The sequence below is a fragment of the Massilia oculi genome, assembly GCF_017582745.1.
In the GTDB taxonomy this organism is placed as follows: domain Bacteria; phylum Pseudomonadota; class Gammaproteobacteria; order Burkholderiales; family Burkholderiaceae_D; genus Telluria; species Telluria oculi_A.
The window spans coordinates 1-20,780 of the sequence record NZ_JAFVIM010000020.1; the positions used below are offsets into that span (position 1 = coordinate 1).

Here is a 20,780-nt window from a genome sequence, read left to right on the forward strand (position 1 = left end):
CGGCTTGCTTGAGGATGGCGATGATCTGGCTGTCGGTAAAACGGGACGTCTTCATGTAGAGCTTTCTGTTCTTAAGTAGAAAATTCTACTTCTAAACGCGCTCTTTCTGTGGGGGGATTACCCTCGTATGGTATCATACGAGAGTCAGACTCCCTTGTTAGCCTAGTAGTTTAGAGCAAAGCGCCTTTAATGCTTGCGATTAGTGCATTTCCTCTTTTAAACATTCAAACGGCTTTGCCTACCGGTAGAAGTTCGGAATCTGACATCGTCTTGTTGTTTTACTAGGAGAAATCATGTCGAAAGAACGCGAGCGTTACAGTGCTTTTACCCCCGCTGTCTCGGTGTTCGACAGAGTGTTTGTGGCAGGCTCCCACGCGGTGGCAAGGCCGAAGCGCCCGGAGGCTTCGGGAGACCGTGAGGCGGAGCTTGCTTACCTGGAAGCTCAGGGCAGCGCATCGATGGATGCGTTCGCTGCGATGTTTCCGAATGGAGGCACGATCGAGGCGGATTCGGAGTTCCTTAAGTGAGCGACTCTCACAAGAGTTCGCTTGAAAACTGGGTCACGCCGTCTATTGGCGCTGTCGTGATCTTGGCTAAAGGATTTGAACAGCACGGCCAAGAGACCGGGCCCCATTACGGACTGGTTCTGGGTCGTTTTAAGGTAAAAGGCGATCCTGAGCATCGTAAATTTCTTTTGATCGCCCCTGGAAGTTCTTACAAATTTGGCGGCGGAATTGATTCCGATAACCAAATCCTTGTGCAAGATAATGAATTGGTTGGCCGGCCAACCGTCTTTTTCTTCGAGGTGAAATATCTGATCGTCTATCCTTTTCCTTCTGATTCTTTTTGCAAGAGCAATGTTGTTCAGCCACAGCCTGACCAAGTTTCGGCTGTGAAAGGCGTCCTCAAAGAAGTAAAACAGTGCACTGAGAGGGTAAGAAAGCATCATGGTGGCGACTTGATGAACCTATATCGATCACTCTTCGCCGCTAAGAATATTTCCATCGAAAATTTGGGCGACATCTCTTCCAGCAAGCCTAAGGAATTTCTCGATTAGACTTTCTACGCCCGAGCCGGGCGCGGTGCCCAGCCTATTAGGCGGGAGTAGTCGCCTTCGGCGGCGGAGCCGCGCTTCCCGCGTTTGCTTTGCACTGGCGCGCCATATCCAGCGCGTCGTGGAACGGCCTGACCAATGTGCCGTTCAATTCGGCATGCTGCTGCATGACCGATTGCTTGTCCGCCTCGGACAGCGCGTCATTGAATTCCAACCAAGAGAGCAGATGGGGCGTGGTTTGGGTAAGGCCGTGGCCCGCGTCTCGGGACAGTTTGGCCGCCTTGCGATCATCGGTGATGACGGCCTGATAGAGCCTCATGGCCAGCGCGATCGAGGATAGCTCCCCCTTGCCAAGCTTTTTGCGCTCTTCCAACGCGCTCACCATGCGAAGGTCATCAAGTGTGCAAGCGTGGCTAGGGAAGCCTCCCGCCGCCTGCTCTCGTTCAAGGCGAGCGCGCAGCTCAACGTCGCACGCTTTGCGCTGAGACCGAGGTTTGACCAAAAGCTCATACTGCACGACGCCGGTGACGCAAAAAGAGCAGCCAGCTTTCTTGGCGGCCAAGTGCAAAGTTTCCGATGACAGGATGTTCCAAACCGCGCATGTGTCGGCGACGTTCACGCGGTGAAAATTGGATGGATCAATGGCCATTCAACGACCTTCCGTAAAGCGCCGCGACTTCTTGAAGCTCGCCATGGCTGAGGAGCAGAGCCTCGGCCAACCGGCCGGCGCTGATCAATCCATTCCGGTGGGCGTCGAAGCACAGCGCGACATAGTAATCCGACAGTCCCAAGTCAAGCAGCGCGGACTTTTGCCGGCGCTGTGATTCGCTCAATGACGCTGGAATCTCAGGATCGACTTTGTCGGCGGCCGCGACTCGAAGGTTGCGAATGCGCTGGCTCTGTTGGTAGTCCACGATTCGGGCTCTTCGCGCCGCCACGCCAAGCGCGTCGCAGCTTACCTTGAAATGGTTGGCCCACCACTTAACATCGTCGTCGCTCAGTGCTGACAACTTGGGAAGCTTGCGAAGAAGATGAGAGGGCATGAGATATTCAGACGCGAAGGCGTTTGCGTGCCGCTCCAACGGATCGGCGCGGTCAGAACGCAGGGAGACGCGCGCGACAGTGCCCGCGTCGAACAGCGCATGCGCCAACTCGTGAGCCGCGCTAAATCGTTGACGATACATGTCCTCGCTGGAGTTCACCAACACGCACTTGCCGGCCACCGGATGGACGATGAATAGGCCAGAGATGTTGGAGTCGCCTAGCCGCCGACGGAACACATGGATGCCGAGCTTCCGGCAGTCGCCAAACACGTCGTGAGGCAGCTCTTGATCTCGGTAGCCCAGGTGGGCGCGCACGGCAGCGGCGCCGTCGGCGGCAGAACGTTTGGCGCGAGTTGCCGAGGGAAGCTCAAATGGCTTGGGCAGCCTCCCGAGTTCACTAGCCAATTCATGCTCAGTCTCGCACAGGTAGAGAAAGTCGCGGACAGCGCGGCGATCGTCCTTGTTGAAGTCTTCACTCTTGGCGCGATACAGAGCTTGCGCCGGCGGAGAACCGGCGGCGGCGTCGTTTGAGAGAAAGACCTTGTAGTCGCACCGGAAGTAATCGCTCAGGATGAGGATCTCGTCGCCGGTGGGCTCCAGAACGCCAGCCTCGATAGCGGTGATTCGCGCCCCAGGAACTCCCGTGGCCAAGGCGACTTCGTCGACGGTATCGCTGAGCTGCTGGCGATATGCGGCGACCTTGCTACCTAAGATTGCGAGATTCAGGCTCATACCGAGCAATTTTAGATATTAAAGTGTCAATGGTCAATTTTGAGTTGAAACTGGTGTCTCTTTTCGAGCGGGGATGCCGTATTCATCGCGCGGATATCGCGCAGCCGCGCGACATAAAATTCTCCATCTTTATTCCAGTGTGAATGTCGCAAGAACCTGGCCCACCTTGGCGCCGTCATGGATCGCTCGCGCCGAAATGGCCCAGGCCCCACCAGATCGGCTGCAAACGAGAATGAGCACCTCGCCCAGTTCGATTTGCGAAAAAAGCGCATGACTAGGAGCCGGCCCGAGGTAAACCTTGGCGAGAGGGGGCTGAGGCTGCTTCGAGACGCCGGAGTCGTCGACCAGTTGAATCTCAAATTCCCACATGGCGGCCTTTGAGGCCAAGCCAGCCGACCTTTTGGCGATCCACCTGGCTTTGGCGAGCACCCATGCGCGCCCTGGCTGAGCCTGGCGATCAAGCCAACATTTTAGGGGCATCGGAGCGTCCAACTCAATGGCCGGGACGCCGTCGCGCAGCATGGCAGCCGAAGAGATGGCCGACCGAAGCTCCGCGCAGTCGGCGGCTACGCCCGTGAGCTGCGCCCGGATGCGGGCCCAGTCTTCCGAAGCGCTGGCGAAAACTTGGGTCGCGTTCCGGAGTCCGTCGACCAGGGGCGACACGTCGCGCTCCGGCGAACATCTGGTCTCGTCGTCTGGCTCGAGAATGCTGGCGACGATGGCCCGCTCAATCGCCAGATCCAAAGCCCCGGTCGGCGACAGATTTTCCTCGCCGTGGTCGAACAAGGCGCGCAGCTTCCGCTTGCGTTCGACCGTCAGGCGCAACGTCACAGCCTCGCGCGCCCACGCTGCTTCGATGTCCGCCAGCGACGAGGCGGCATCGACCGCGGCCGCATAAGGGGCCATGGCTGCCACGCGCGTTGGCTGGACAGGCGCCACACTCGGATTGCTTCGTTTCGGTTTCATGACATGTCCTTAAACACTTCGGAATGCGAGTCGGGCTTCGACGTTTCTGATCTCGAACACATCGCGAGCCAAAACCAGGGTCAAGATTGCTTAGCGCTCAGGCTCCGCCTCGCGATCGCGTGCAGCGCTGGCTGAAAGCGCTGCCAAAAAGCGTGCGGCAGCGTGGGGCGTGACATTGGCCGCTGGAATACGCGAAGAAGCGCTGCTTTCGGCTTGCGCGGCCCAATCCAATGCGGTCCCCTTGCCGCGGCTCCTGGACATGCCAAAAGCGAGCTTTTCAAGCAAGGCAGAGCGATCTCCCACGCCGGGGGCTGGCGCCGGCATCTGATGGGAGTCGATGTCGATCGGAGCGAGCGCGCCGCGGTTGACATAGAGCGTCGTCGAAAATCGCGATCGACTGGCGGCGACATAAGTCCATTCGCGGTCGGCCATCGACGGGTTGACGAGGACGTATGCGGCATCGAACGTGCGGCCCTGGCTTTTGTGGTTGGTCAAGCAGTATCCGTGGTCGAATCGGCCAAACGAGGGTGGGACCATGGCGACAGTCTCGCCACGCTCGTTGGCGTCGTCGAGTTGGACTCGCAGCAGTGGCGTGAAGGCGGCTTGTTCGATCGCCACGATGGTGCCCGCGACGCCGTTGGCCACGCCAAGGTTTTTGTCGTTCTTGGTGAACACCACACGGTCGCCCGGCGCGAAGCGCTTGGATTCGCGCGTCTCGTCGCGGTGGATGATCTCGATATCCAAGCCTGCGCCGTCGCGGACGTGACCGGCGGATGTCAGCAGCGCGCGGGCCATCGCGTTGAGCTCGCGGACCTCGGCGCGCGTGCCGGCGATCATGGTCTTCGCCGGCAGCGCCGCGTGGTCGGCGGCCCAGTCGGATATCAGCGCGTCGACCGTGGCTCGGTGGCCGGATATCAGCTTCAATCGGCCACGCTCATCGAGCGCCGACAGCGCGTCTTTGGCCTCGCCAGTGGCGAACGCGCGCACCACGTCGCGCAGCCAACGGTGGTCGTAGCGCTCTTTCCACCGGGCGAAGGCCCTGGCCAGCTTGGGCAGGACGGCGCAAAGCGACTCCAAGGCGCCTAACTTGGCGTCCTCGGGTAGAGCCCGCAGCGCCGCCACGGCGCGCTTGGTCAGATCGCCGCGGGAGCGCAGCCAGTCGAGCAGGGGGCCGAAGTCGGTGCGCTGGCGTTGGATGTTCGAGATCTCGACTTTGCCGTGGCGCTCGCACAGCGCTCGAAAGATGCCTCCGGCGGCGATCGGTTGGAGCTGTTTGGCGTCGCCGGCGGCGACCAGTTTGCCGCCGGCATTGAGCACGGCCCGCTGCAGCAGATAAAATTCTTTCGAGCCCACCATGCCGGCTTCGTCGAGCACCATGATCGTCTTGTCGCTCAGTTTCGCTTTGTCCTGATTCAAGGCGTGCAGAAGGCTCGCGATGGTGCGCGAACGGATGCCGGTCTCGCGCGCCAGGTTCTGGCTCGCGGCTGCGGATTGGCAGCAGCCGAGGACTTCGAAGCCGGAAGCCTTATACGAGTCGGCAAGGGCTTTGAGCATGGTCGTCTTGCCCGTGCCGGCCCAGCCTTCCACAAAGGCGTGGCGGCCCGTCTCGCAAGCCACATACAGCGCCGCGGCGCGCTGCTGGGCGAGCGAAGCAGGAGCGCCAATCTTGGCGGATATCTCCGCTTCGAGCCGGTCGAATTCGAGATCGATCGCTGCGCGGCTCAGCCGGTGAGCCGCGTCTCCGGCCCATCGCTCGACGGCCTCCGAGCACTCGGTCTCCGCGGCGAGGGTGGCGGTGGAGGTGAAGACCTCCGCGAGCTGCTCGGTGCGCCCTAGCTGAACCACGAGAGGCGATGCGAGGAAACTGTCCAGCTCAGCGACGCATTGCGCCGCGTCCCAATGGCCCATGGCCATCTCGCAGATGACGGCCAGCGCGTCCGACGAGGTCGCGCACGACTGCGACTCCATGAGCCGAGCCATCAAGTCTTGGTGGTCGATTTTGAAGGGCTCTCGCGCGTCGCTTTGCGCCTCACTCTGGGCCTCGGTTTCACTGGCTGGATAAGCGTCGCGCGACGACCCAGACGAACCGCTGGCAAGGCTAGGCAAGTCGGAGCCAAGGCCAGGCGAGGGCAGCGGCATTCTCATCGCCGCGACGCTTTGCGGCGTCAGCCCGATGGCGGCCGCCTGTTCGGAGAAGCTGGCCAGAAGTTCCGGCAGGGGCGGCTCCGCTTTCGCGTGGCGGGTGTTGAGGGCGGCGACTTCTCGCGCGGCGGCGCCGTCGACGCCCAGCATGCCGCACTCTCGAACGTAATCCGCGATCTGCTTCGAGCGCGACGACAGCGTGTCGCGCTGCGCTTGATCGATGCCGCGCAAGGTGAAGTATTTGCCGTCGGCCTCGACCTCAAAGCCCAGCGCTTTCATGCGGCTGGCAAGCTCCGTCCGGAACAGAATGCCGACGCTCATCTTGCGCTCGAACTGGGCCCGCTGCTCCAACGCGCTCCATTCATCTCGGCCTTCACGTTTGCCCAGGTTGAAGAGAAACCCGTGGACGTGGAGCTGCGGTTCTCCCGCGCGGCTGGCAAAGTGCGGATAGCAAGCTGCCACGGTGGCCTTGGCGAAACGCTTCTCGGCGCCGGCTTTCCCATGGCGGGTGAGGCATTGCGTCTCGACGTGCGCTAGGGCGGTCTTGGCCGCTTGCATGACCGCATCGGCCACGGCGTCGCGCGTCGCGGAGTCGGCGCCGGCGAAAACGGCAGAGACGTCCTTTGGGGCGGAGAAGGTCATGTCCAAACCCATGACGTGGTCTTCGCCCGCGCCCTTTACCAACGCCTCGCCGGTAAGGGGGTGAAAACCTTGGGCGAGGCGCTCCACTTGTTCGGGCTTGGCGACGCCGGAAAGGCCCAGCAGCGAAGCGCCGGAGCACGCCCAGGTGGGCTGGGGGCCGGCTTGCTTGGCGTCGCCGCGTGCGTAGTCGTCGAAGTCGCCGCGTTGCTTGGTGGATGTCGATGGCCCACCCAGGTAATGCAGATATCCGCCAGCGTCGCCGCGCTTGGCTTGATTGGAGGCGGAGTTAATCTTCGTGATCGACAGCATGGCTCAGGCGCCGCCGCCAAAAAGCGCTTCGAACTCGTCGCCGATCGAACGTTGTGGATGGTCGGTGCTGCTGGCAACCGTGGGAGAAAATGGCGATTGAGCATACGCCTCCAACAGGGTGTCAATGTAAGCCGATCGCGATAGACCCGAGGCTTTCCGCGCCATGTCCAATCGGGCGAGCGAACCTAGACGCAGCCTTAGGAGGACATGCTCACACTCCGCTTTGCTCTTGGCGTAGGCGGCTTTGGATGCCAGCCGCTTCCGCGCGTTGCCCGAGGTCGATTTCTCTTCTTCTCGCATGGACTCCTCCTTGCGAAGTATTGCTGGCGAGCGAGCTGGTCCGCCAAATGGAAACCCCGCCGAAGCGGGGTAGTTCAGTCGAAGAGGCCGATGACTTCGTCGTCTCGCAGGTGCGAATATCTCACGAATGACGCATAGTCCGCATGACCCACAATCTCCATGATGGCTCGGACGGAAACTTTGGGATTGTTGACGATCATCATGCTTATGGAATCATGCCTGAGGTCATGGAATCTGAAATCCTTAATGCCCGCGGCGATGACGATGTTGCGGAAGCCACAGGACGTGGCGGTAGGGGTAGGGAACACCTGAAAGATGCGCTTGTCCCCTTTCTTTTTCAGTGCCCGCAGCTCCGCAATGACGGAGCGCGCTTTGGGCGACAGTGGGACTTTGCGCGCTTTCTTTTTCTTGGTGTGCTTCGCAGGGATTTTCCAAAGTCGATCTTCACTGTGCAGCTCATCCCAACTTGCCAAAATAAGCTCTTGAAGACGCGCGCCAGTTTCCAAGCACAGGTCAACGAGGCATCGCCAATGATCGGCACGGGAATGAGCCTGCTTGATCCGCGCCATCAGCGCGTCGTATTCGCCATGCTCCAAACGTCGATCGCGTTGCACGTCCGAGCCCTCTGGGATGCACTCCGTCGAGATGCCAATGGTGGTTGCGCTCACCTTGTTTTGCTTCGCCCACCATTTGCACGCCTTGATGAGGTAGGTGAGTTGCACCTTGATGGTCGAATATGCATAGGGCTTTCGTCGGTTCGTGAACGTAGCTCGAACGTCGGCGACATATTTAGCTGACCACTCGTCATCGGCATTGCCTACGCGCGCATTGCCAACCAAATCTGCGACCGGAACGAGAGCTTTCTTCCCACGCATGCTGCAACTTGAACTTTCGCGATAGTCTGTGACGACGTCGGCCAGTCTGGCTCTGGCATAGTTTCGCTCCCCGCCCAGCTTCGCAGCTTGCTGCAAGCTGCTCTGGGCGCTCGCGCGAATAGCTTTTCGCGCAGACGCTTCCGTGATGGCGATGAAGGTCTCCGCATCCTTTCTCGTGTCGAACGTTCCGTATTTTCTTGGGGCACTTCCGACTCGAACGTCGGCGTGAAATTTTATTTGGCCATTCGCTCGTTGGACTTCCTTAATTCCCATTGCGCTCTCCTCCATGATGTCGTTGGCGTTGTGAGTTCGAGCGAGGTGCTGACGGCTGGTCTTGACTTGCCGTCGAGACGCCAGGCGGCGCGACATCGCGAATAAGCGTGTCGCGGTTTTTTTCGCGGTGCGCATCGAAGCTCACGAAACCATGAAATCAAAAACTAGCTTTGGTGCAAGGCGAGGTTTCCTGATCATGTAAGAACACAGGTCGATCAATTCTTGGCATCTGGATTGGCCTATCTACTGAAAAATTTGGTCAAATCCGACGAAATGATTTGTAGCGGCTAGACGTTATTTGAATAATGTTTCTTCATTAATTTAAGAAATGATTTTCAGGCTCGCGCAGATCTAGCATCTCGCGCAAATCGCGGTGCAATTCGCGCGGTAAAATTTGCCGACAAACGGCATGAAGAGCGTTGCTTTTTCCGCTCATCCGGGCCTGCCAATCAGGCGCGCTCGTCGAACCACCAGCGATAGATGTCGCTGGCCGCGTCTTCCATGAGAGGAGCCCACTCGGGCTCGAAGCGGGCCTCGACTTCGAGCGCCTTCTCCATGTTGAACCCGTGCTCATGCTCGAAGAAGCGGCCTTGCAGGGCGTCGCAGTGGACGCAGCCGTTGGAGAGGTAGGAGCCGCCCTCGGTGCGGCTGTGGCGCGGTCGCAGCTCGCCGATGCCGTGGGACTTCAACAAGGCGCGCGGGAGCATGCGGGCGACAACGCTGGCGCCATCTTGCAGGTTGTCCCCGAACGAATGGAGATTGAGCTCGATGTCGGCGCATCCCGGCAGGACGCGGCTCGTTGCGAAGATGATGCCCAAGACGAGGCGCGTGTCCTCTTTGCACTTCCAGCACACGGTCGTTTCGGTAAAGACCTCGACGGGCATCGTCAGCCCAAGCGCCGGGGCGAAGCGCAGGCGCCCAGTCAGCGCGCCTTCGACGAAGCGCGAGAGCTCGACGGATTGGCGCCAATAGCGCGGCTCGTCCTTGTCCTTGGCGCTCATCCACTCGTTGTGGGACGGGGAGGGCAACTGGACCATGAAGCGCGACGCTTCCTCATCGAAGACCAAGCGGAACGCGGGGACCTCCTTCTCAATCGGGAAGGCATGTTGGCGGAAGAACCAAAGCGCGCGCACGCCCGCGGCCGCGTAGCGCCGATGCCTGCGCCTTGTCTCGGGGTTCTCCTGGCGGCTCCATTGGACCTCGAAGGCCACTTGGCGATGCTCTTTCGTGGCCATCACGTCGGCAATCCAAGGCTCGCCGTCCTGCGAGCATCCGGCGTGCTCGGCGACCGCCTCCCAGTCCGTCTGACGAACGCCCTCGACGATCGTTCGCTTCGCAAGCAAGTGCTCGGCCGATTCGGGCGCCGTCGCGCACGGCCCCCGGCGCGCGTGCGCGAAGTGTTTGGTCCCCAGCGCGCTGGTCCGAAGTGTAACGGCGGCGCCGCAGCACGGCATCCGGAGATTCTTCTCCCGCGCGTTCTCGCGGCGCAGCGCCTCCCACGCTTCCTCGGACTCGAAGTCGAAAGCCATGAGGGGTTGGTCGTCGCGATGGCATTTGAGAGGCATGGGTCGGCGCGGGCAAAGAGGAAAAGAAGGACGAAATCGTTCAGCAGCGGCTCAGGCTACCCAGAAGAGTCGTCGATGTCAAAGTCGCGTCCCAGGTCTCAACGCCGCAAACTGATTTTGCTGAGTCTGTCATGGCGGCGCGGGGCGCCGTCGCCATTCCGGCGAGGCCCATGGGCCTGCCGCAGTCGTTGGGGTTTTTGGGCCATCAGGCAGCCAGCGGCGCTGCGCGCCGCGCTTGGTCGACACGGCGGACGTCGGCGGCGCCAAAGCGCCGACCACAGGCCGCGGCGTTTCCCTATGGGTTTTGTAGTTCTATTTAAAACCTATGGCTCATAGGGAAATCGGCCAACTCAACGCGGGTTTGCGGCCAATTCAACGCGGGTTTTGAGACAAGTCGGCCAACTCAACGCGGGTTGCGGCCAATTCAACACCGATTCCGGCCAATTCAACGCGGGTTCTCTGGCGCCGATTTCTCATGCGCGGACAATCCCGAGGCGCTTGGGCATCCGATGACGCAGGTCGCCAACGAGGCCTCTCGGCGTCCAGGCTTCACGATTTTTCGGTCTGGGAACGACGCAAAAAACAGGCGAGCGGGATGCTGTCCTGGAGTCTTTGTTCAGACATTTGGATGTTCGCTTCCATGCCTCGGCGTTTGGATTGCCGACTCATCGACACTTCGTAGTGAAGCGCTGGCAATTTCGACTTGATCGGCCGATCGGACGAAAACGACGACTTAATAGGAGAGTCGGCCAACTCAACGCGGATTGGAGCGAATGAATAATCGGGTATGCGTGTTTGGGCGGCCTATTCTTGTCGAGGAAGGCTTTCATAAGTTCGCATATCGATCTCGCAGAATGCTTAATTTTAAATAAGCATAAGCGCGAGCATTGCCGGCCAAGACGACCTGAAATCACAGGCTTGGACCGCCCCGTCGTTTCGTTGCAGTCGTGGCTGCAGGCGCCTTGACCAGGGCCGATTTGGGCGGGTGCTTCACCACGGGCATCGCGGGACCGCGGATCGCAAGCAGGGTCCAACGATCGCTCGCGTTGCCGACCGCTTCGCCCTTGTCGATCGACCAAGACGCGACCAGGTCGGGGCGGACGGACGCCAGCTCGCCCATCGCAGCTTCGAGCGCGACCACAAAATGTTTGGGCTTCGAGACGTAGCCGCTCAGCTCGCGCAGGTAGCCCAAGGTGAGCGGCCTGGCGGGAGGCTTGTGGGTGGACAGGTAGTCGCGCAGCCATTGCCCGAGCAACGAGCGCGGGCCATCGCCCACCGCGCCGGCCATCGACGCTTGCATCGTCAGGGACAGGGCGGGTCGGATGAACGCCGGATCGAATCGGACCCTTGCGATTCGCCCGCGTCGCTCGCTGGACATCACCAGCCAGCCGTTGGCCTTCGCGCCGTAAACCGTCGCGTCGAGCTTCGAGCGCGCAAGCCGTTCGATCGAGGCCCAGGCCGGTCGGGATTGGCCTTGACCGTAACCCGCCAACCGCGCCACTTCCGAAAGGCGGGCGTCGAAAGGTTCCGATGCGTCGATCCGGTCTCGCTTGGCGATCCGGATCAAGGCCTCCCAGACGCGTTTGTCCGCCATCGAAAGTCGTGGGCCCTGGAACGTCAGGGAGACGTCCCCGGCCGCTTTAAGCGGTCCCGCGCAGGCATCCCCAAGGTTGGGTCGCAAGGCCCCGAAAAGGGCGCTTCTCGACATGAATGCGGGGAACATGTCCTCGTGGTCGGCGTGAGGCAAAATTTTGGACATCGTTGGCGCGGCCGGCGAGGCGATTTTGCCATAGGCGCGTCTGCCGGCCGAGTCGCCCTGGCCCAGTCCTCTCGCCGCGAGAGCGTCGCTGGCTTCGGCCTCCTTGGGTGCTTTGAAAGACGTGTTGGCACCTTCGGACCAATCCTCGTCGGCTCCTTGGACATGCGCGTTGTCTCGCCCCCAGGGGGACGGCTCTAGGGTTTGTTGGGTTGTGGGCGCGCCAATTGCTGGTTTCGCGGGCGCTTGCGCCGCAGGCATAGGGTCAGGCTCGTAGACACTCGGCCAGCTATACGGGTCGTCGTCGGGGACGGCTTGAGAAGTTTCCATCGCGTTCTCCTGGCAATCGATGAATGCGTAAACGATGGTTTACGCATTCGGGCGGGTTAACCCTTCTCAAGCGCCAAGCGGTTTGTCAATAGCCGTCGTCGCGATTCTCAAATCTCCTGAAAGCGCTCAGGAAAAACGGCGCGCCCTGGACCCACTGCGTCGCGCCGTTGACCTAGCCTCGCTCGGTAAAAGCTCCCCAGCGCGGCTTTTGGGCCGAAATTTTCTACAACCTCCGACATGCGGCCAGTGGTCGCCCGCGCGTCCAATTCGATGCCGCAAGACAGTCTCGCGATGGCGACGCGCATGTCCGGCCGAGCAAACGCCGCCGCGCCGCATGGGCGGCGATCGCGAGGAGGCTGACGATGGATCACGAATTCGATGTGGAAAAGCTGCGCGCTAGGCGCCGATTGGATAACGGCCACCCCGTGGGCCAGCCCCAGGGCAAGGCCCAGGTCCAGGAGCAGGGACTGGCAGGAGATCCGCAGGAGAGGGGCCCGGAAGCCGGACACGTAGCGGATGCTTCGCCTGCTCCGAATCCGTCCGAAACGCCAAACCTGGCGGGCATGGCGCAACGGGATCGCTATCGCGCCAAGCTGATCGCTCAATACAAGCTGGATTCGGAATACATCGGAGTCAGCCAGCTCTCGCGGATTCTGGGCCTTTCGCCGTCGGCGATCTACGGGCACATGCGCACCGGTCGATTCTTTCTTCCCTACCGAATGTTCAACGCGGCGCCCAAGATCTTCATCGACGACCTGGTGGAGTGGCACTGCTCGGGACGCGGCGTCGTGCCGGCCTTCGGGGCCAAGCCGTGGCGCGAGCTGGCCGGGGACGATCAAGAGGGCGACGGAGGGGAGGGCCGAGCACTGTCAAAGGCGGAGGTCGACGCGGCGGTCCACAAGGCTGCAGACGACGCCATGCGCTCGATCGGCATCGATCCGTCCAAACGCCGGCGGCGCCGGCCTTGAATGTCCGAACAAGGCGGCCACTTGACCGCCTTTTTGCTTCCAGAACTACAATACCCATCATTGAGATCAATGGGAGCCGCGCGTGAAACGATGGCATATGGCACCAAAGAAGTTCGCGGGCACGATCGAATTCGAAGGTCAAAGCCGCTGCGTGCGGTTTTCGGTGGCGATAACGAAAAAGGGCGCGCCCGAAGTGAAGCTGGACAAGCTGCCTTACGAAGAGTCGACAAAGTTCATCAGCGCCGCGTCCGATGGGCAAGAAGCGACGCGACGTTTTGCGAACTTCACGCTGACAGGCCAAACCCGTGACGGAATGACCTTTCACAGCGACTCGGTCATCATCCTCAGGTTAAGCAGCTCGTTCTCGGACAGCGCGCCTGCGACCATGCAGCCAAAGCTGTTGTGCACGAAATGCAAACTTGTCTCCCGCGCAGATCCGAACGCGAGGGCGGGAGTGCGTTTCCTATTGAGAGGCTTCGATTGCATCAGGCCAATCTCCGCGACCTGCCGCCTTGGAACGGTTGAGCTGTCCGGTCCCATGATCGTGACTACATCGGAAAAAAATCACGTGGCAGGCGCGCTCGTGATTGATGGACCGCCTCCGAACGTTGATTTTGCTCGCTGGCGAGAGGAAGTCGAAAGCTTGTTCAAGCATGTGCGCGCCATCTTATCTTTCGCCCGCAGTGCCCAAGTGCATGCCCCTTTGGTGGAAACCGTTTGGGACGGGCGGATTGAAGTCGTGGCTCGATATCGAAGTGACGACGATGATAACCAGCCGATGAACATTTTTACGCCTTTCAACTATGAGACGATTTTTCGCCGCGCAGTTTCGTCCCACTTCGACGAGAAGCCGCGGGCGAAGAGCATCAACATCGCCATTGAATGGTTCACCATGCAGCATGGCTACCGCGAGGCAAAGCTGACTTCGGCGATGACCGTATTGGAGCACCTTTTGACCAACAATCTCTCCCGCACCGATATGGAGCTACGCAAAGACAAGCAAGCCAAGGCATTGCGTGCCGCCATGTTGGATGCGGCAAAGAGGTCGCTGGAGGGGCTGGGCGTTCCCGGCCAGGACGTCGAAGCGGAGTTGGCGACGATGCGAGACAAACTGGAAGATATCAACCGTCGGCCATTGAAGGACAAAATCCACATTCTCGCTAAACGCTGGGGCGTCCCCATGGACGAGATCTCCGATGATGCGCTTGGCGCCGCCAAGCGCGCTCGCGACCACGTCGTCCATCGTGGCCAGTATCTGCCGAAGGACCCGAACGAGGACATGATGGCGCATGTCCGCCTCGCGCGCGAGCTGGTGGTCCGGTTCGTCCTTGCCGCGTTGGAATTTGAAGGGACTTACGCCTCGCCGTTGACAGGCGACCGCAGCCGCATGTTCAAGACGCTGGCGCCGAGCTCCGATTGAACCGATTCGGCTTAGCGTCTACTCGCGCCGCGGAAGCAGCGTGACCACTTTGACCCAATAGGGCCTGCAACTGTCCAAAACAATCGCGGGCCGCTCCGGGTGATTGGAGCAGAGCACGATGGCGCCGCCGATGAGGCGCAAACAACGAAGAAATCGACCAAGGCCTGCGATCTCGGCGATGACAAGATCGCCTTCGCCCGGGATCAAATCCATGTGAGCCTCCAGCGTCGCGCCGTCCTCGATGCCCAGCGACGCTAGCTCGCGCCCATGGGCGATGACCAAGCGACGTGGCGATTCGCAGGTTTGGCCGACTGGCTCGCTTGGGCATACGCCCCATTCCGAACGGGATGCATGATCGCTGGCGCGGACTTCGGCCGCCCGCTGATCAAGCGCCTTCACGAGCGCGTCGCAGTTCCAGGCAGGGGGCACGCCACCAGGGGCCGCGCCGTCTCGAACGCAAGCCGCTTCGATATCAGAAGGGTCAAGGCCTTCGACCAAGCGAGCAAACTCCTCCACCGGGAGAGGATGGTCGTCGATGGATTTGTTCTCGCTGTTTCGCTTCGCTTTGTTTTTCATGGGCGCAGGCTCCGAGCGCCGGCGGTAGCGAAGGCTGCGCCTTTTTGAACGCCCCGTCGGCGTCAAAGTCTCGCTGTATTCCGCAGCGCGCGCAAGACCCTTTTTCTCGCCGCGTCCAACTGGGCCGCGCACAGCCCGAGCTCTCGGCGCAGCTCCGCGGCCGGCGCCTCGGCCACGAAGCCATCGAGCACGCGCGCGGCGATCGGATCGCGCTCGGCCAAGCGTCCCCGCGCCGACGCCACTTTGCCCCAAGCGATCTTGAAGTCCTGCGCCTGCGCGGCGCAGTCTTCGGCGGAAGCGTGCGAGGTATGGTCCCCAGTCGTCCATTCCAAAATATCTTCAACCGGCGCCCTGATGGCCATCGCGTTCTCGCTGAGGGTGCGGTCGGCATAGGCGACGCTGCGCATCGTCATCGCGAGAAAGATAGCGAAGTCCAACCCCAAGGGCCAGTTGCGCCGGCCCTCGACCGCGAGATAAAGCGCTTCGTGCACCAGGTCGAGCGGCTCGGAAAAGCGGGTGCCGCCCAGGTGCTTGCGCGCGATCGCGTGGACGACGCGCCGCTCCCGATCGGAAAGATTGGCGAAGGCGTCCATGATGTCCTGCGGCGTGGCGTGTTGGGTCATTGTGCATTCCAAAGTTGATGTGATGTGGGCTTTGCTCAGATGGCGGTTCAGACGCCGCCGCGGCCCGGCGGCCCGACCGAAGGGGCGAAACGCCGGCCGTCGGAGCAAAGCGAATGCGATGGCGTTTGAAAGGTCTCGCCTGCATTGCCCGCGCAGGGGGGGAGGCGATGGAGCGAAGAGACAAGACATGGCGCGACCTTGGAGCGATGCCGCTGGTGGCGCCAACGACAAAGCGCGTGGGCGTGTCATCGTGGGCGTTTGCCGGGGTCGCGTTGGGGGGGGTGTCGGGAGTGGCGGTCCTGGCGCTCTCGTGGCGGCCGTGGCCGGGGCTCGAAGCGCCCGTCGGGGGACTTCGGGAGCATGCGGGGATGGCGATGCGCTGGGCGATCCATCAAACCTTCGCACCGGCATTCGCGCGCGAAGCTTCGGACTACGCCTCAGGTTTGGCGGGGCTCGGGCCTTCGGCCAAATTCGCGCTGCAATGGCGGGCCTGCGCCGCGGCGATGGCCGCTTGCCTTCCCGCGGCGTTGCTGGCCCCGAGGATGCTTCGGCCACGCGACGGGTTGACCGTGCTTCGCGGGCCGACCAGGCTCGAAGGCGAGGCGGCCAAGAGTGAGCTGCGCAAGATGCTGGCCAAGCGGGCCGCCGCTCGCCCGGACCACGACGTCGCGCCAAACGTTCCCTATCCAGCCGACATGTGGACCCGGCACATGCTCGTCGTCGGAGGCGTGGGCAGCGGCAAATCGACCGCGTTGAAGCCGCTGATCGCGAAGGTCATCAACGCGAACGAACGCGCGCTGATCTTCGACCCCAAAGGCGAATTCACGAAGGGGTTTGGCCGGCCCGCCATCTTGGCGCCTTGGGACGCGCGCTCGGTCGCGTGGGACGTGGCGAAGGACATGCGCAACATCGGCGACATGCGCCGGCTCGCGGCAGCTTTTGTCCGAGAGGCGCAAGACCCGATGTGGTCCAATGCCGCGCGCCAGCTTCTCGTGGGGTTCATGGTCTACCTGAAAGCCACCCGCCGCAACGACTGGGGCTGGAAAGAGCTCGACGAGATCGCGTCGGCGCCGCAGACCGATATTTTGCCGATGATGGAGGAGCACCATCCGGAAGCTGTCCGCGCCGTGGAGCGCGCTTCGGTGACGACGCAAGGCATCCTGATCAATCTCGCGTCGTTCATGTCGCCGGTGCGGGACTTGGCGCAGGCTTGGGGCGAAGTTCCGAAAGAGCGTTGGGTCAGCTTCGTGGAGTGGACGCATGGGCGGGATAAGCGAAAGCAGATCATTTTGCAGGGGCACGGGGCGTATCCGGACTTGGCTAAAAGTTGTTTGGAGGGGATCGTTGGCGTGGTGGCCGCGATCGTCAACAGCGTCGAGATGGACGACGATCCGCGTCGCAAAATCTGGTTCATCGCCGACGAATCGGCCCAGATGGGCAAGATCCCGATTCGGCCATTGTTCGATGTTGGGCGCTCTCGCGGCGTCCGTTGCGTGATCGCTTGCCAAGACCTCGGCCAGCTTGAAGAGATCCACGGGGACAAGACGGTGAAGGCCATCGTGTCGATGGCGGGTTCGATCTTGTTGGGCCAGATGATGCCAGGCGAAACGTCCGAACAGCTTTGCAAGGCGTTGGGCACTCGCGAAGTGGAGCGAGCGAACGTGTCGGCGTCGGTCGGGGCCGGATCGGGCCGCTCGACAACGCTCTCATTCTCGCGCGACGAGCTCGCCCTATACAAGCCCTCGGAGCTGGCCTCCCGTCTGGGTCTGACCGCGGATGGGCGGGGCGTCCGGCTGGCCCTTTGTGTAGCGGGGAACGCCTACGAGTTGTTCTGGCCGCGCTTCGACATGGACGACGCTCGGCGCGCTCACGTCCCAGCGCCGTGGACGCGCCGCTTTGTCTTCGATGATGTCCAGTCGCTGGGCGCCTCCGTTCCGGACCGGGAAGAGTCTGAGAACGTGGCCATGCTGGCAGACGCCGAGCCCGTCGCAGGCGCCTCGGTTGGCGCGGTCCTATCGAGCGACGCGAGCGAGCTGTCCGTGAATAGAGGGGACGCGCTGTCGGCCGAGCAAGCGGCCGAGCTGGCGGATCTGCTTGACCTTGTCGACGAGCTGGATGAGGAGCCGCATCGACAAGATGGAGCCACGGCCTCCATGCCCAGCCTCGCGGAGATCGAAGCGTTGCTGGCCAACGTGGACATCCACTGACTTCCATGCGCGTCGCCGGCCCTCAAAGATCTCCGACGGCACGCGCCCTACGCGCCGTTTAGCGGGCTCCTCGCCGCAGGACGACGACGGCCAGCATTCCGCGAAGCGCCCATGGGGGCGCATCAACCGGAGATGCGCATGGAAGAGAAACAGCAATGCACGAGGTGTGGAAGTTCGACGAATTGCGGATGCGATGATCTGTATCCTCTGTTTGCGGCGGACAGCTGCGACAAGGAGCATCTTCGGCGCCAAATGCCCCAAGAAGCGCTCGTTGAAGACATTGGCAACAGGAAACTCTCCGCGATTCTCGCGCGGCTCAGGACCCTGTGGACGCGGAGCGCCCAAGAACGGCGAGTGTCCCGGTTGGATGGTGGAACCATATTTTCGGATGCTGATTGGATTGCGCTAAGCGAGTCCGCGCTTTTCGCGAAGCTGCGCGAGGATGATGGCGGTGGCGGCGCGCCCAGCCAAGCCTCGCCTCCACCGGCCTCGACGTCTGAGGGCAATACCGAGGGTAACTCGACCCAGCGAGGCGCGCGATGAATGCCCCAGCAGTGGCAAGCGAAACCGTCGCAGCGCGCGTCGACATCAAGTCAGAGGTCGCGCGCTCATTGATCGAAGCGATGGAGCGAGGCGATACGCCCTGGCAGAAGCCTTGGAACGCGCAAGCCTTGCGCCCCACGAACCCCACCTCGGGCAACGGCTACCGGGGCATCAATCGGCTGCTTCTCGCCATGTCAGGGCGGGACGATCCGCGCTGGATGACTTACCAACAAGCGCAGGCGAATAAGTGGCAAGTGCGCCGAGGCGAGAAAGGAACGGCCATCGTCAAGCTCGTCGAGCTCAGTCCCCAGGAGGCAGGGCCGGCCGGAGGCGAAGCCGAGCAAGGGCAAGAGGCGGGCGGGCAGAGGCGCGCGTTCGCGCTCAGGCGCTACACGGTGTTCAACGCGCAGCAGATCGATGGGGTTCCCGAGCTCGAAGCGCCGGCGCCGCTGGGCTTCGACCCCGTCGCACGCGCTGACTCGGTCATATCGGCCCTGCAGGAAAAAACCGGACTGATCGTCGTCCACAAAGGCGCGCAGGCATGCTACATCCCGGATCTCGACGAGATCCGGCTGCCTCCAAAGAAGAAGTTCAACAGCGTCTACGACTACTACGCGACCGCCATGCATGAGGGAGCCCACAGCACCCTCCATGCGAAGCGCCTGGACCGCAAGGAAGCGCTGTCGACAAAGTGGGGCGACGAGGCTTATGCGGTCGAGGAGTTGCGCGCGGAAATCTGCTCGGCCATCCTCGCGGCGGAGACGGGCGTGCCAGTGTCTCAGGCGCACCTCGACAACCACGCCGCCTACCTGCAAAGCTGGTTAAAAGTGGTAGCGGCCGACCCCATGGCCATCTTCTCAGCTGCCAAGGATGCGGAGCACATGGCTGGCTACATGCTTGATTTGGAAAAGCAGCGATCGGCGATCGGGCAGCACCAACAATGGGTCGAAGAATACGACAACGCGAGGAGCGCTTGATGGAAAAGACAATCTGCGAGAACTGTGGCGAGTTGGCAGGCTCATGCGCCTGCCGTCGACGCTTTTGCTCGGACTTCTCTGGCGACGAAAAGCTCGTCTTCATTGAAGGGCATGACGACGCCATCTTGGGCTTGGCGGAGGTGGGGGGGGAGCAGCGCGTGGTCTATGATCATGGCGCGGTCATTCGGCGGCTGATGCGCCGTGACGGCATGGACCTGGAGGGAGCCGAGGAGTTTTTCAACTACAACATCGCAGGAAGCAGTGCCCCGCTCGGAGCGCCGATTCTCTTGTGGGTGGATAGAAGTTGAACTCGTCGATTGATTTGGCGCCGCCTGCATGTGTGGCGCCGCTTTTTTAATCGCTTGAAGCGCTGTTGTTATAATTCGAGGAGCTGCGCTCAAATTTCGTGCGATCGCGACGTGGTGGGAGTTGCAGATTTTGATTCTTATAATTGAAGAGGCGACCAATGTTGAGTGAATTCGAAGTAGCTGCGATCCAGAAGTTCACGTTGGGGGTTACCATGCCAATTTTGGTGGAAGCGCCAGATGGCTCAGTATGTCTTCTCGCAACCGGAACCTTGTTTAGAATTGGCGAGCAGCATCTTATCATCACTGCGCGCCACGTTTTTGACGACGTGATGCCTGAGTGGCTTGCCTATCCGGCTGCTCCAATGGGCGGCGATACACATACTCTGGGCGAATATACTGTTTTCAAGCCAAAAGAAAAGCATGTGGATGTTGCAGTGCTCCGTTTAGAGTCTGCGGAGACTATCGATAGACTAACTAAATCTTGGCAGTTCTTGTCGTTGGAAAATGTCGCTCGACCTGTCGACAACGCTCCTGACAAGGCGTTTTTCGTTGCCGGATATCCGGGCGCGATGACGCAGATGGTTGGCGCCAAGCTTCACGGAAATTTTGTCGCGGTGTATAGCCAACTTATTCCTGAAACCCCGCTGGAAGCCAAGAAACCAGTTGTGCCAGACCTCGACATGTTCTTCGACTATGGAAAAAAGGCGCAAAAGGTCGGCGGCGGAGAAATAGACTCTCCCGAGCTGCCAGGAGTTAGCGGGGCATCGGTGTGGCAAATCGGTCAAGTCGACGGAATTTGGACTCCCGAGGCGGCGGTTCGCGTCGTCGGCGTTCAGTCGTCCTATAAGCATTCCGAGTTTTTCCGCGCTAAAAGTTGGTTGGCGGTCGCGCAAGTGTTGGATCAGATCGACGAAGGTTTGGCCTTGAGCATTCGCACACACCTGAACAGCGGCAAATAGACGTTTTTACATGGTTCAAGCGCCGTCCAAGGGCGCTTATCACATCGAACGTTAATTTGGCTTCACAATACTTGCCTCTCTGTGCCAGCGCGTAGAGAGTTTTCTACGCAGTGAGCTTAGCTTGTGACTACGAGGTGCCGATTTCTGGGGCGCGGCTCGCGGGATAAGCGTGTCATCTACGATGACGTGCGAGCACTGTGGGAGGAAAATGG

18 protein-coding genes are annotated in these 20,780 nt (G+C 61.1%); 8 read left to right on the forward strand and 10 right to left on the reverse strand.

Features of this window, described 5'->3' with window-relative positions; translation table 11 throughout:
• Positions 1–293: 293 nt before the first annotated feature.
• Positions 294–527, forward strand: coding sequence for a hypothetical protein (locus J3U95_RS20350; protein ID WP_208280482.1), 234 nt, complete (start codon positions 294–296; stop codon positions 525–527).
• Complete coding sequence (locus tag J3U95_RS20355; protein ID WP_208280483.1) at positions 524–1,057, forward strand: hypothetical protein; 534 nt, start codon at positions 524–526, stop codon at positions 1,055–1,057. Before J3U95_RS20350 ends, J3U95_RS20355 begins: the two co-directional genes overlap by 4 nt.
• A 37-nt stretch (positions 1,058–1,094) precedes the next feature.
• Here J3U95_RS20355 and J3U95_RS20360 read toward each other — a convergent pair whose 3' ends face one another.
• From J3U95_RS20360 to J3U95_RS20395, 8 genes are all read right to left on the reverse strand, one after another.
• Positions 1,095–1,703: a hypothetical protein gene (locus tag J3U95_RS20360; protein WP_208280484.1), complete on the reverse strand. Its 609-nt coding sequence runs from the start codon at positions 1,701–1,703 to the stop codon at positions 1,095–1,097.
• Positions 1,693–2,829 (reverse strand): ImmA/IrrE family metallo-endopeptidase, encoded by a 1,137-nt coding sequence (locus tag J3U95_RS20365; protein WP_208280485.1) that lies wholly within the window; start codon positions 2,827–2,829, stop codon positions 1,693–1,695. The genes J3U95_RS20360 and J3U95_RS20365 overlap by 11 nt, the downstream gene beginning before the upstream one ends.
• 129 nt (positions 2,830–2,958) lie before the next feature.
• Positions 2,959–3,795, reverse strand: coding sequence for a hypothetical protein (locus J3U95_RS20370; protein ID WP_208280486.1), 837 nt, complete (start codon positions 3,793–3,795; stop codon positions 2,959–2,961).
• A gap of 90 nt (positions 3,796–3,885) precedes the next feature.
• Positions 3,886–6,888 (reverse strand): MobF family relaxase, encoded by a 3,003-nt coding sequence (mobF, locus tag J3U95_RS20375; protein ID WP_208280487.1) that lies wholly within the window; start codon positions 6,886–6,888, stop codon positions 3,886–3,888.
• A gap of 3 nt (positions 6,889–6,891) precedes the next feature.
• Complete coding sequence (locus J3U95_RS20380) at positions 6,892–7,188, reverse strand: hypothetical protein (protein ID WP_208280488.1); 297 nt, start codon at positions 7,186–7,188, stop codon at positions 6,892–6,894.
• Positions 7,189–7,262: 74 nt separating this feature from the next.
• Entirely contained in the window at positions 7,263–8,471 is a 1,209-nt protein-coding gene (locus J3U95_RS20385; protein ID WP_208280489.1) for a site-specific integrase, read from the reverse strand.
• A gap of 314 nt (positions 8,472–8,785) precedes the next feature.
• Positions 8,786–9,865 carry a competence protein CoiA family protein gene (locus J3U95_RS20390; protein ID WP_208280490.1) on the reverse strand — a complete coding sequence of 360 codons (1,080 nt, stop codon included), beginning with the start codon at positions 9,863–9,865 and terminating at the stop codon, positions 8,786–8,788.
• A 946-nt stretch (positions 9,866–10,811) separates the two neighbouring features.
• Positions 10,812–11,987 (reverse strand): hypothetical protein, encoded by a 1,176-nt coding sequence (locus J3U95_RS20395; protein ID WP_208280491.1) that lies wholly within the window; start codon positions 11,985–11,987, stop codon positions 10,812–10,814.
• Between the two features lie 362 nt (positions 11,988–12,349).
• Here J3U95_RS20395 and J3U95_RS20400 point away from each other — a divergent pair, with 362 nt between their 5' ends.
• Positions 12,350–12,955, forward strand: coding sequence for a hypothetical protein (locus tag J3U95_RS20400; protein ID WP_208280492.1), 606 nt, complete (start codon positions 12,350–12,352; stop codon positions 12,953–12,955).
• 97 nt (positions 12,956–13,052) lie between these two features.
• On the forward strand, positions 13,053–14,375 hold the full coding sequence (locus J3U95_RS20405) for a hypothetical protein (protein WP_208280493.1): 1,323 nt from the start codon (positions 13,053–13,055) through the stop codon (positions 14,373–14,375).
• A gap of 18 nt (positions 14,376–14,393) precedes the next feature.
• Here J3U95_RS20405 and J3U95_RS20410 read toward each other — a convergent pair whose 3' ends face one another.
• Both J3U95_RS20410 and J3U95_RS20415 read right to left on the reverse strand, forming a co-directional pair.
• Positions 14,394–14,951: a hypothetical protein gene (locus J3U95_RS20410; protein WP_208280494.1), complete on the reverse strand. Its 558-nt coding sequence runs from the start codon at positions 14,949–14,951 to the stop codon at positions 14,394–14,396.
• A 62-nt stretch (positions 14,952–15,013) separates the two neighbouring features.
• On the reverse strand, positions 15,014–15,574 hold the full coding sequence (locus tag J3U95_RS20415; protein ID WP_208280495.1) for a hypothetical protein: 561 nt from the start codon (positions 15,572–15,574) through the stop codon (positions 15,014–15,016).
• A 368-nt stretch (positions 15,575–15,942) separates the two neighbouring features.
• Between J3U95_RS20415 and J3U95_RS20420 the strand changes: the two genes are divergently transcribed.
• From J3U95_RS20420 to J3U95_RS20435, 4 genes are all read left to right on the forward strand, one after another.
• On the forward strand, positions 15,943–17,781 hold the full coding sequence (locus tag J3U95_RS20420; RefSeq protein ID WP_229519992.1) for a type IV secretion system DNA-binding domain-containing protein: 1,839 nt from the start codon (positions 15,943–15,945) through the stop codon (positions 17,779–17,781).
• A gap of 539 nt (positions 17,782–18,320) precedes the next feature.
• On the forward strand, positions 18,321–19,301 hold the full coding sequence (locus J3U95_RS20425) for an ArdC family protein (protein ID WP_208280496.1): 981 nt from the start codon (positions 18,321–18,323) through the stop codon (positions 19,299–19,301).
• Positions 19,301–19,609, forward strand: coding sequence for a hypothetical protein (locus J3U95_RS20430; protein ID WP_208280497.1), 309 nt, complete (start codon positions 19,301–19,303; stop codon positions 19,607–19,609). The genes J3U95_RS20425 and J3U95_RS20430 overlap by 1 nt, the downstream gene beginning before the upstream one ends.
• A 158-nt stretch (positions 19,610–19,767) precedes the next feature.
• The gene (locus tag J3U95_RS20435; protein ID WP_208280498.1) at positions 19,768–20,568 is read left to right on the forward strand and encodes a S1 family serine peptidase; all 801 of its coding nucleotides are present in this window, start codon (positions 19,768–19,770) and stop codon (positions 20,566–20,568) included.
• Positions 20,569–20,780: the final 212 nt, after the last annotated feature.

Bases quoted from the DNA above. Each gene is read 5' to 3' on its own strand.
- J3U95_RS20390 (WP_208280490.1), bottom strand. From the start codon at position 9,865: ATGGCTTTCGACTTCGAGTCCGAGGAAGCGTGGGAGGCGCTGCGCCGC.
- J3U95_RS20385 (WP_208280489.1), bottom strand. From the start codon at position 8,471: ATGCGCACCGCGAAAAAAACCGCGACACGCTTATTCGCGATGTCGCGC.
- J3U95_RS20435 (WP_208280498.1), top strand. From the start codon at position 19,768: ATGTTGAGTGAATTCGAAGTAGCTGCGATCCAGAAGTTCACGTTGGGG.
- J3U95_RS20420 (WP_229519992.1), top strand. From the start codon at position 15,943: ATGGCGATGCGCTGGGCGATCCATCAAACCTTCGCACCGGCATTCGCG.
- J3U95_RS20410 (WP_208280494.1), bottom strand. From the start codon at position 14,951: ATGAAAAACAAAGCGAAGCGAAACAGCGAGAACAAATCCATCGACGAC.
- J3U95_RS20430 (WP_208280497.1), top strand. From the start codon at position 19,301: ATGGAAAAGACAATCTGCGAGAACTGTGGCGAGTTGGCAGGCTCATGC.
- J3U95_RS20405 (WP_208280493.1), top strand. From the start codon at position 13,053: ATGGCACCAAAGAAGTTCGCGGGCACGATCGAATTCGAAGGTCAAAGC.
- J3U95_RS20370 (WP_208280486.1), bottom strand. From the start codon at position 3,795: ATGAAACCGAAACGAAGCAATCCGAGTGTGGCGCCTGTCCAGCCAACG.
- J3U95_RS20365 (WP_208280485.1), bottom strand. From the start codon at position 2,829: ATGAGCCTGAATCTCGCAATCTTAGGTAGCAAGGTCGCCGCATATCGC.
- mobF (WP_208280487.1), bottom strand. From the start codon at position 6,888: ATGCTGTCGATCACGAAGATTAACTCCGCCTCCAATCAAGCCAAGCGC.
- J3U95_RS20425 (WP_208280496.1), top strand. From the start codon at position 18,321: ATGAATGCCCCAGCAGTGGCAAGCGAAACCGTCGCAGCGCGCGTCGAC.
- J3U95_RS20395 (WP_208280491.1), bottom strand. From the start codon at position 11,987: ATGGAAACTTCTCAAGCCGTCCCCGACGACGACCCGTATAGCTGGCCG.
- J3U95_RS20360 (WP_208280484.1), bottom strand. From the start codon at position 1,703: ATGGCCATTGATCCATCCAATTTTCACCGCGTGAACGTCGCCGACACA.
- J3U95_RS20350 (WP_208280482.1), top strand. From the start codon at position 294: ATGTCGAAAGAACGCGAGCGTTACAGTGCTTTTACCCCCGCTGTCTCG.
- J3U95_RS20400 (WP_208280492.1), top strand. From the start codon at position 12,350: ATGGATCACGAATTCGATGTGGAAAAGCTGCGCGCTAGGCGCCGATTG.
- J3U95_RS20415 (WP_208280495.1), bottom strand. From the start codon at position 15,574: ATGACCCAACACGCCACGCCGCAGGACATCATGGACGCCTTCGCCAAT.
- J3U95_RS20380 (WP_208280488.1), bottom strand. From the start codon at position 7,188: ATGCGAGAAGAAGAGAAATCGACCTCGGGCAACGCGCGGAAGCGGCTG.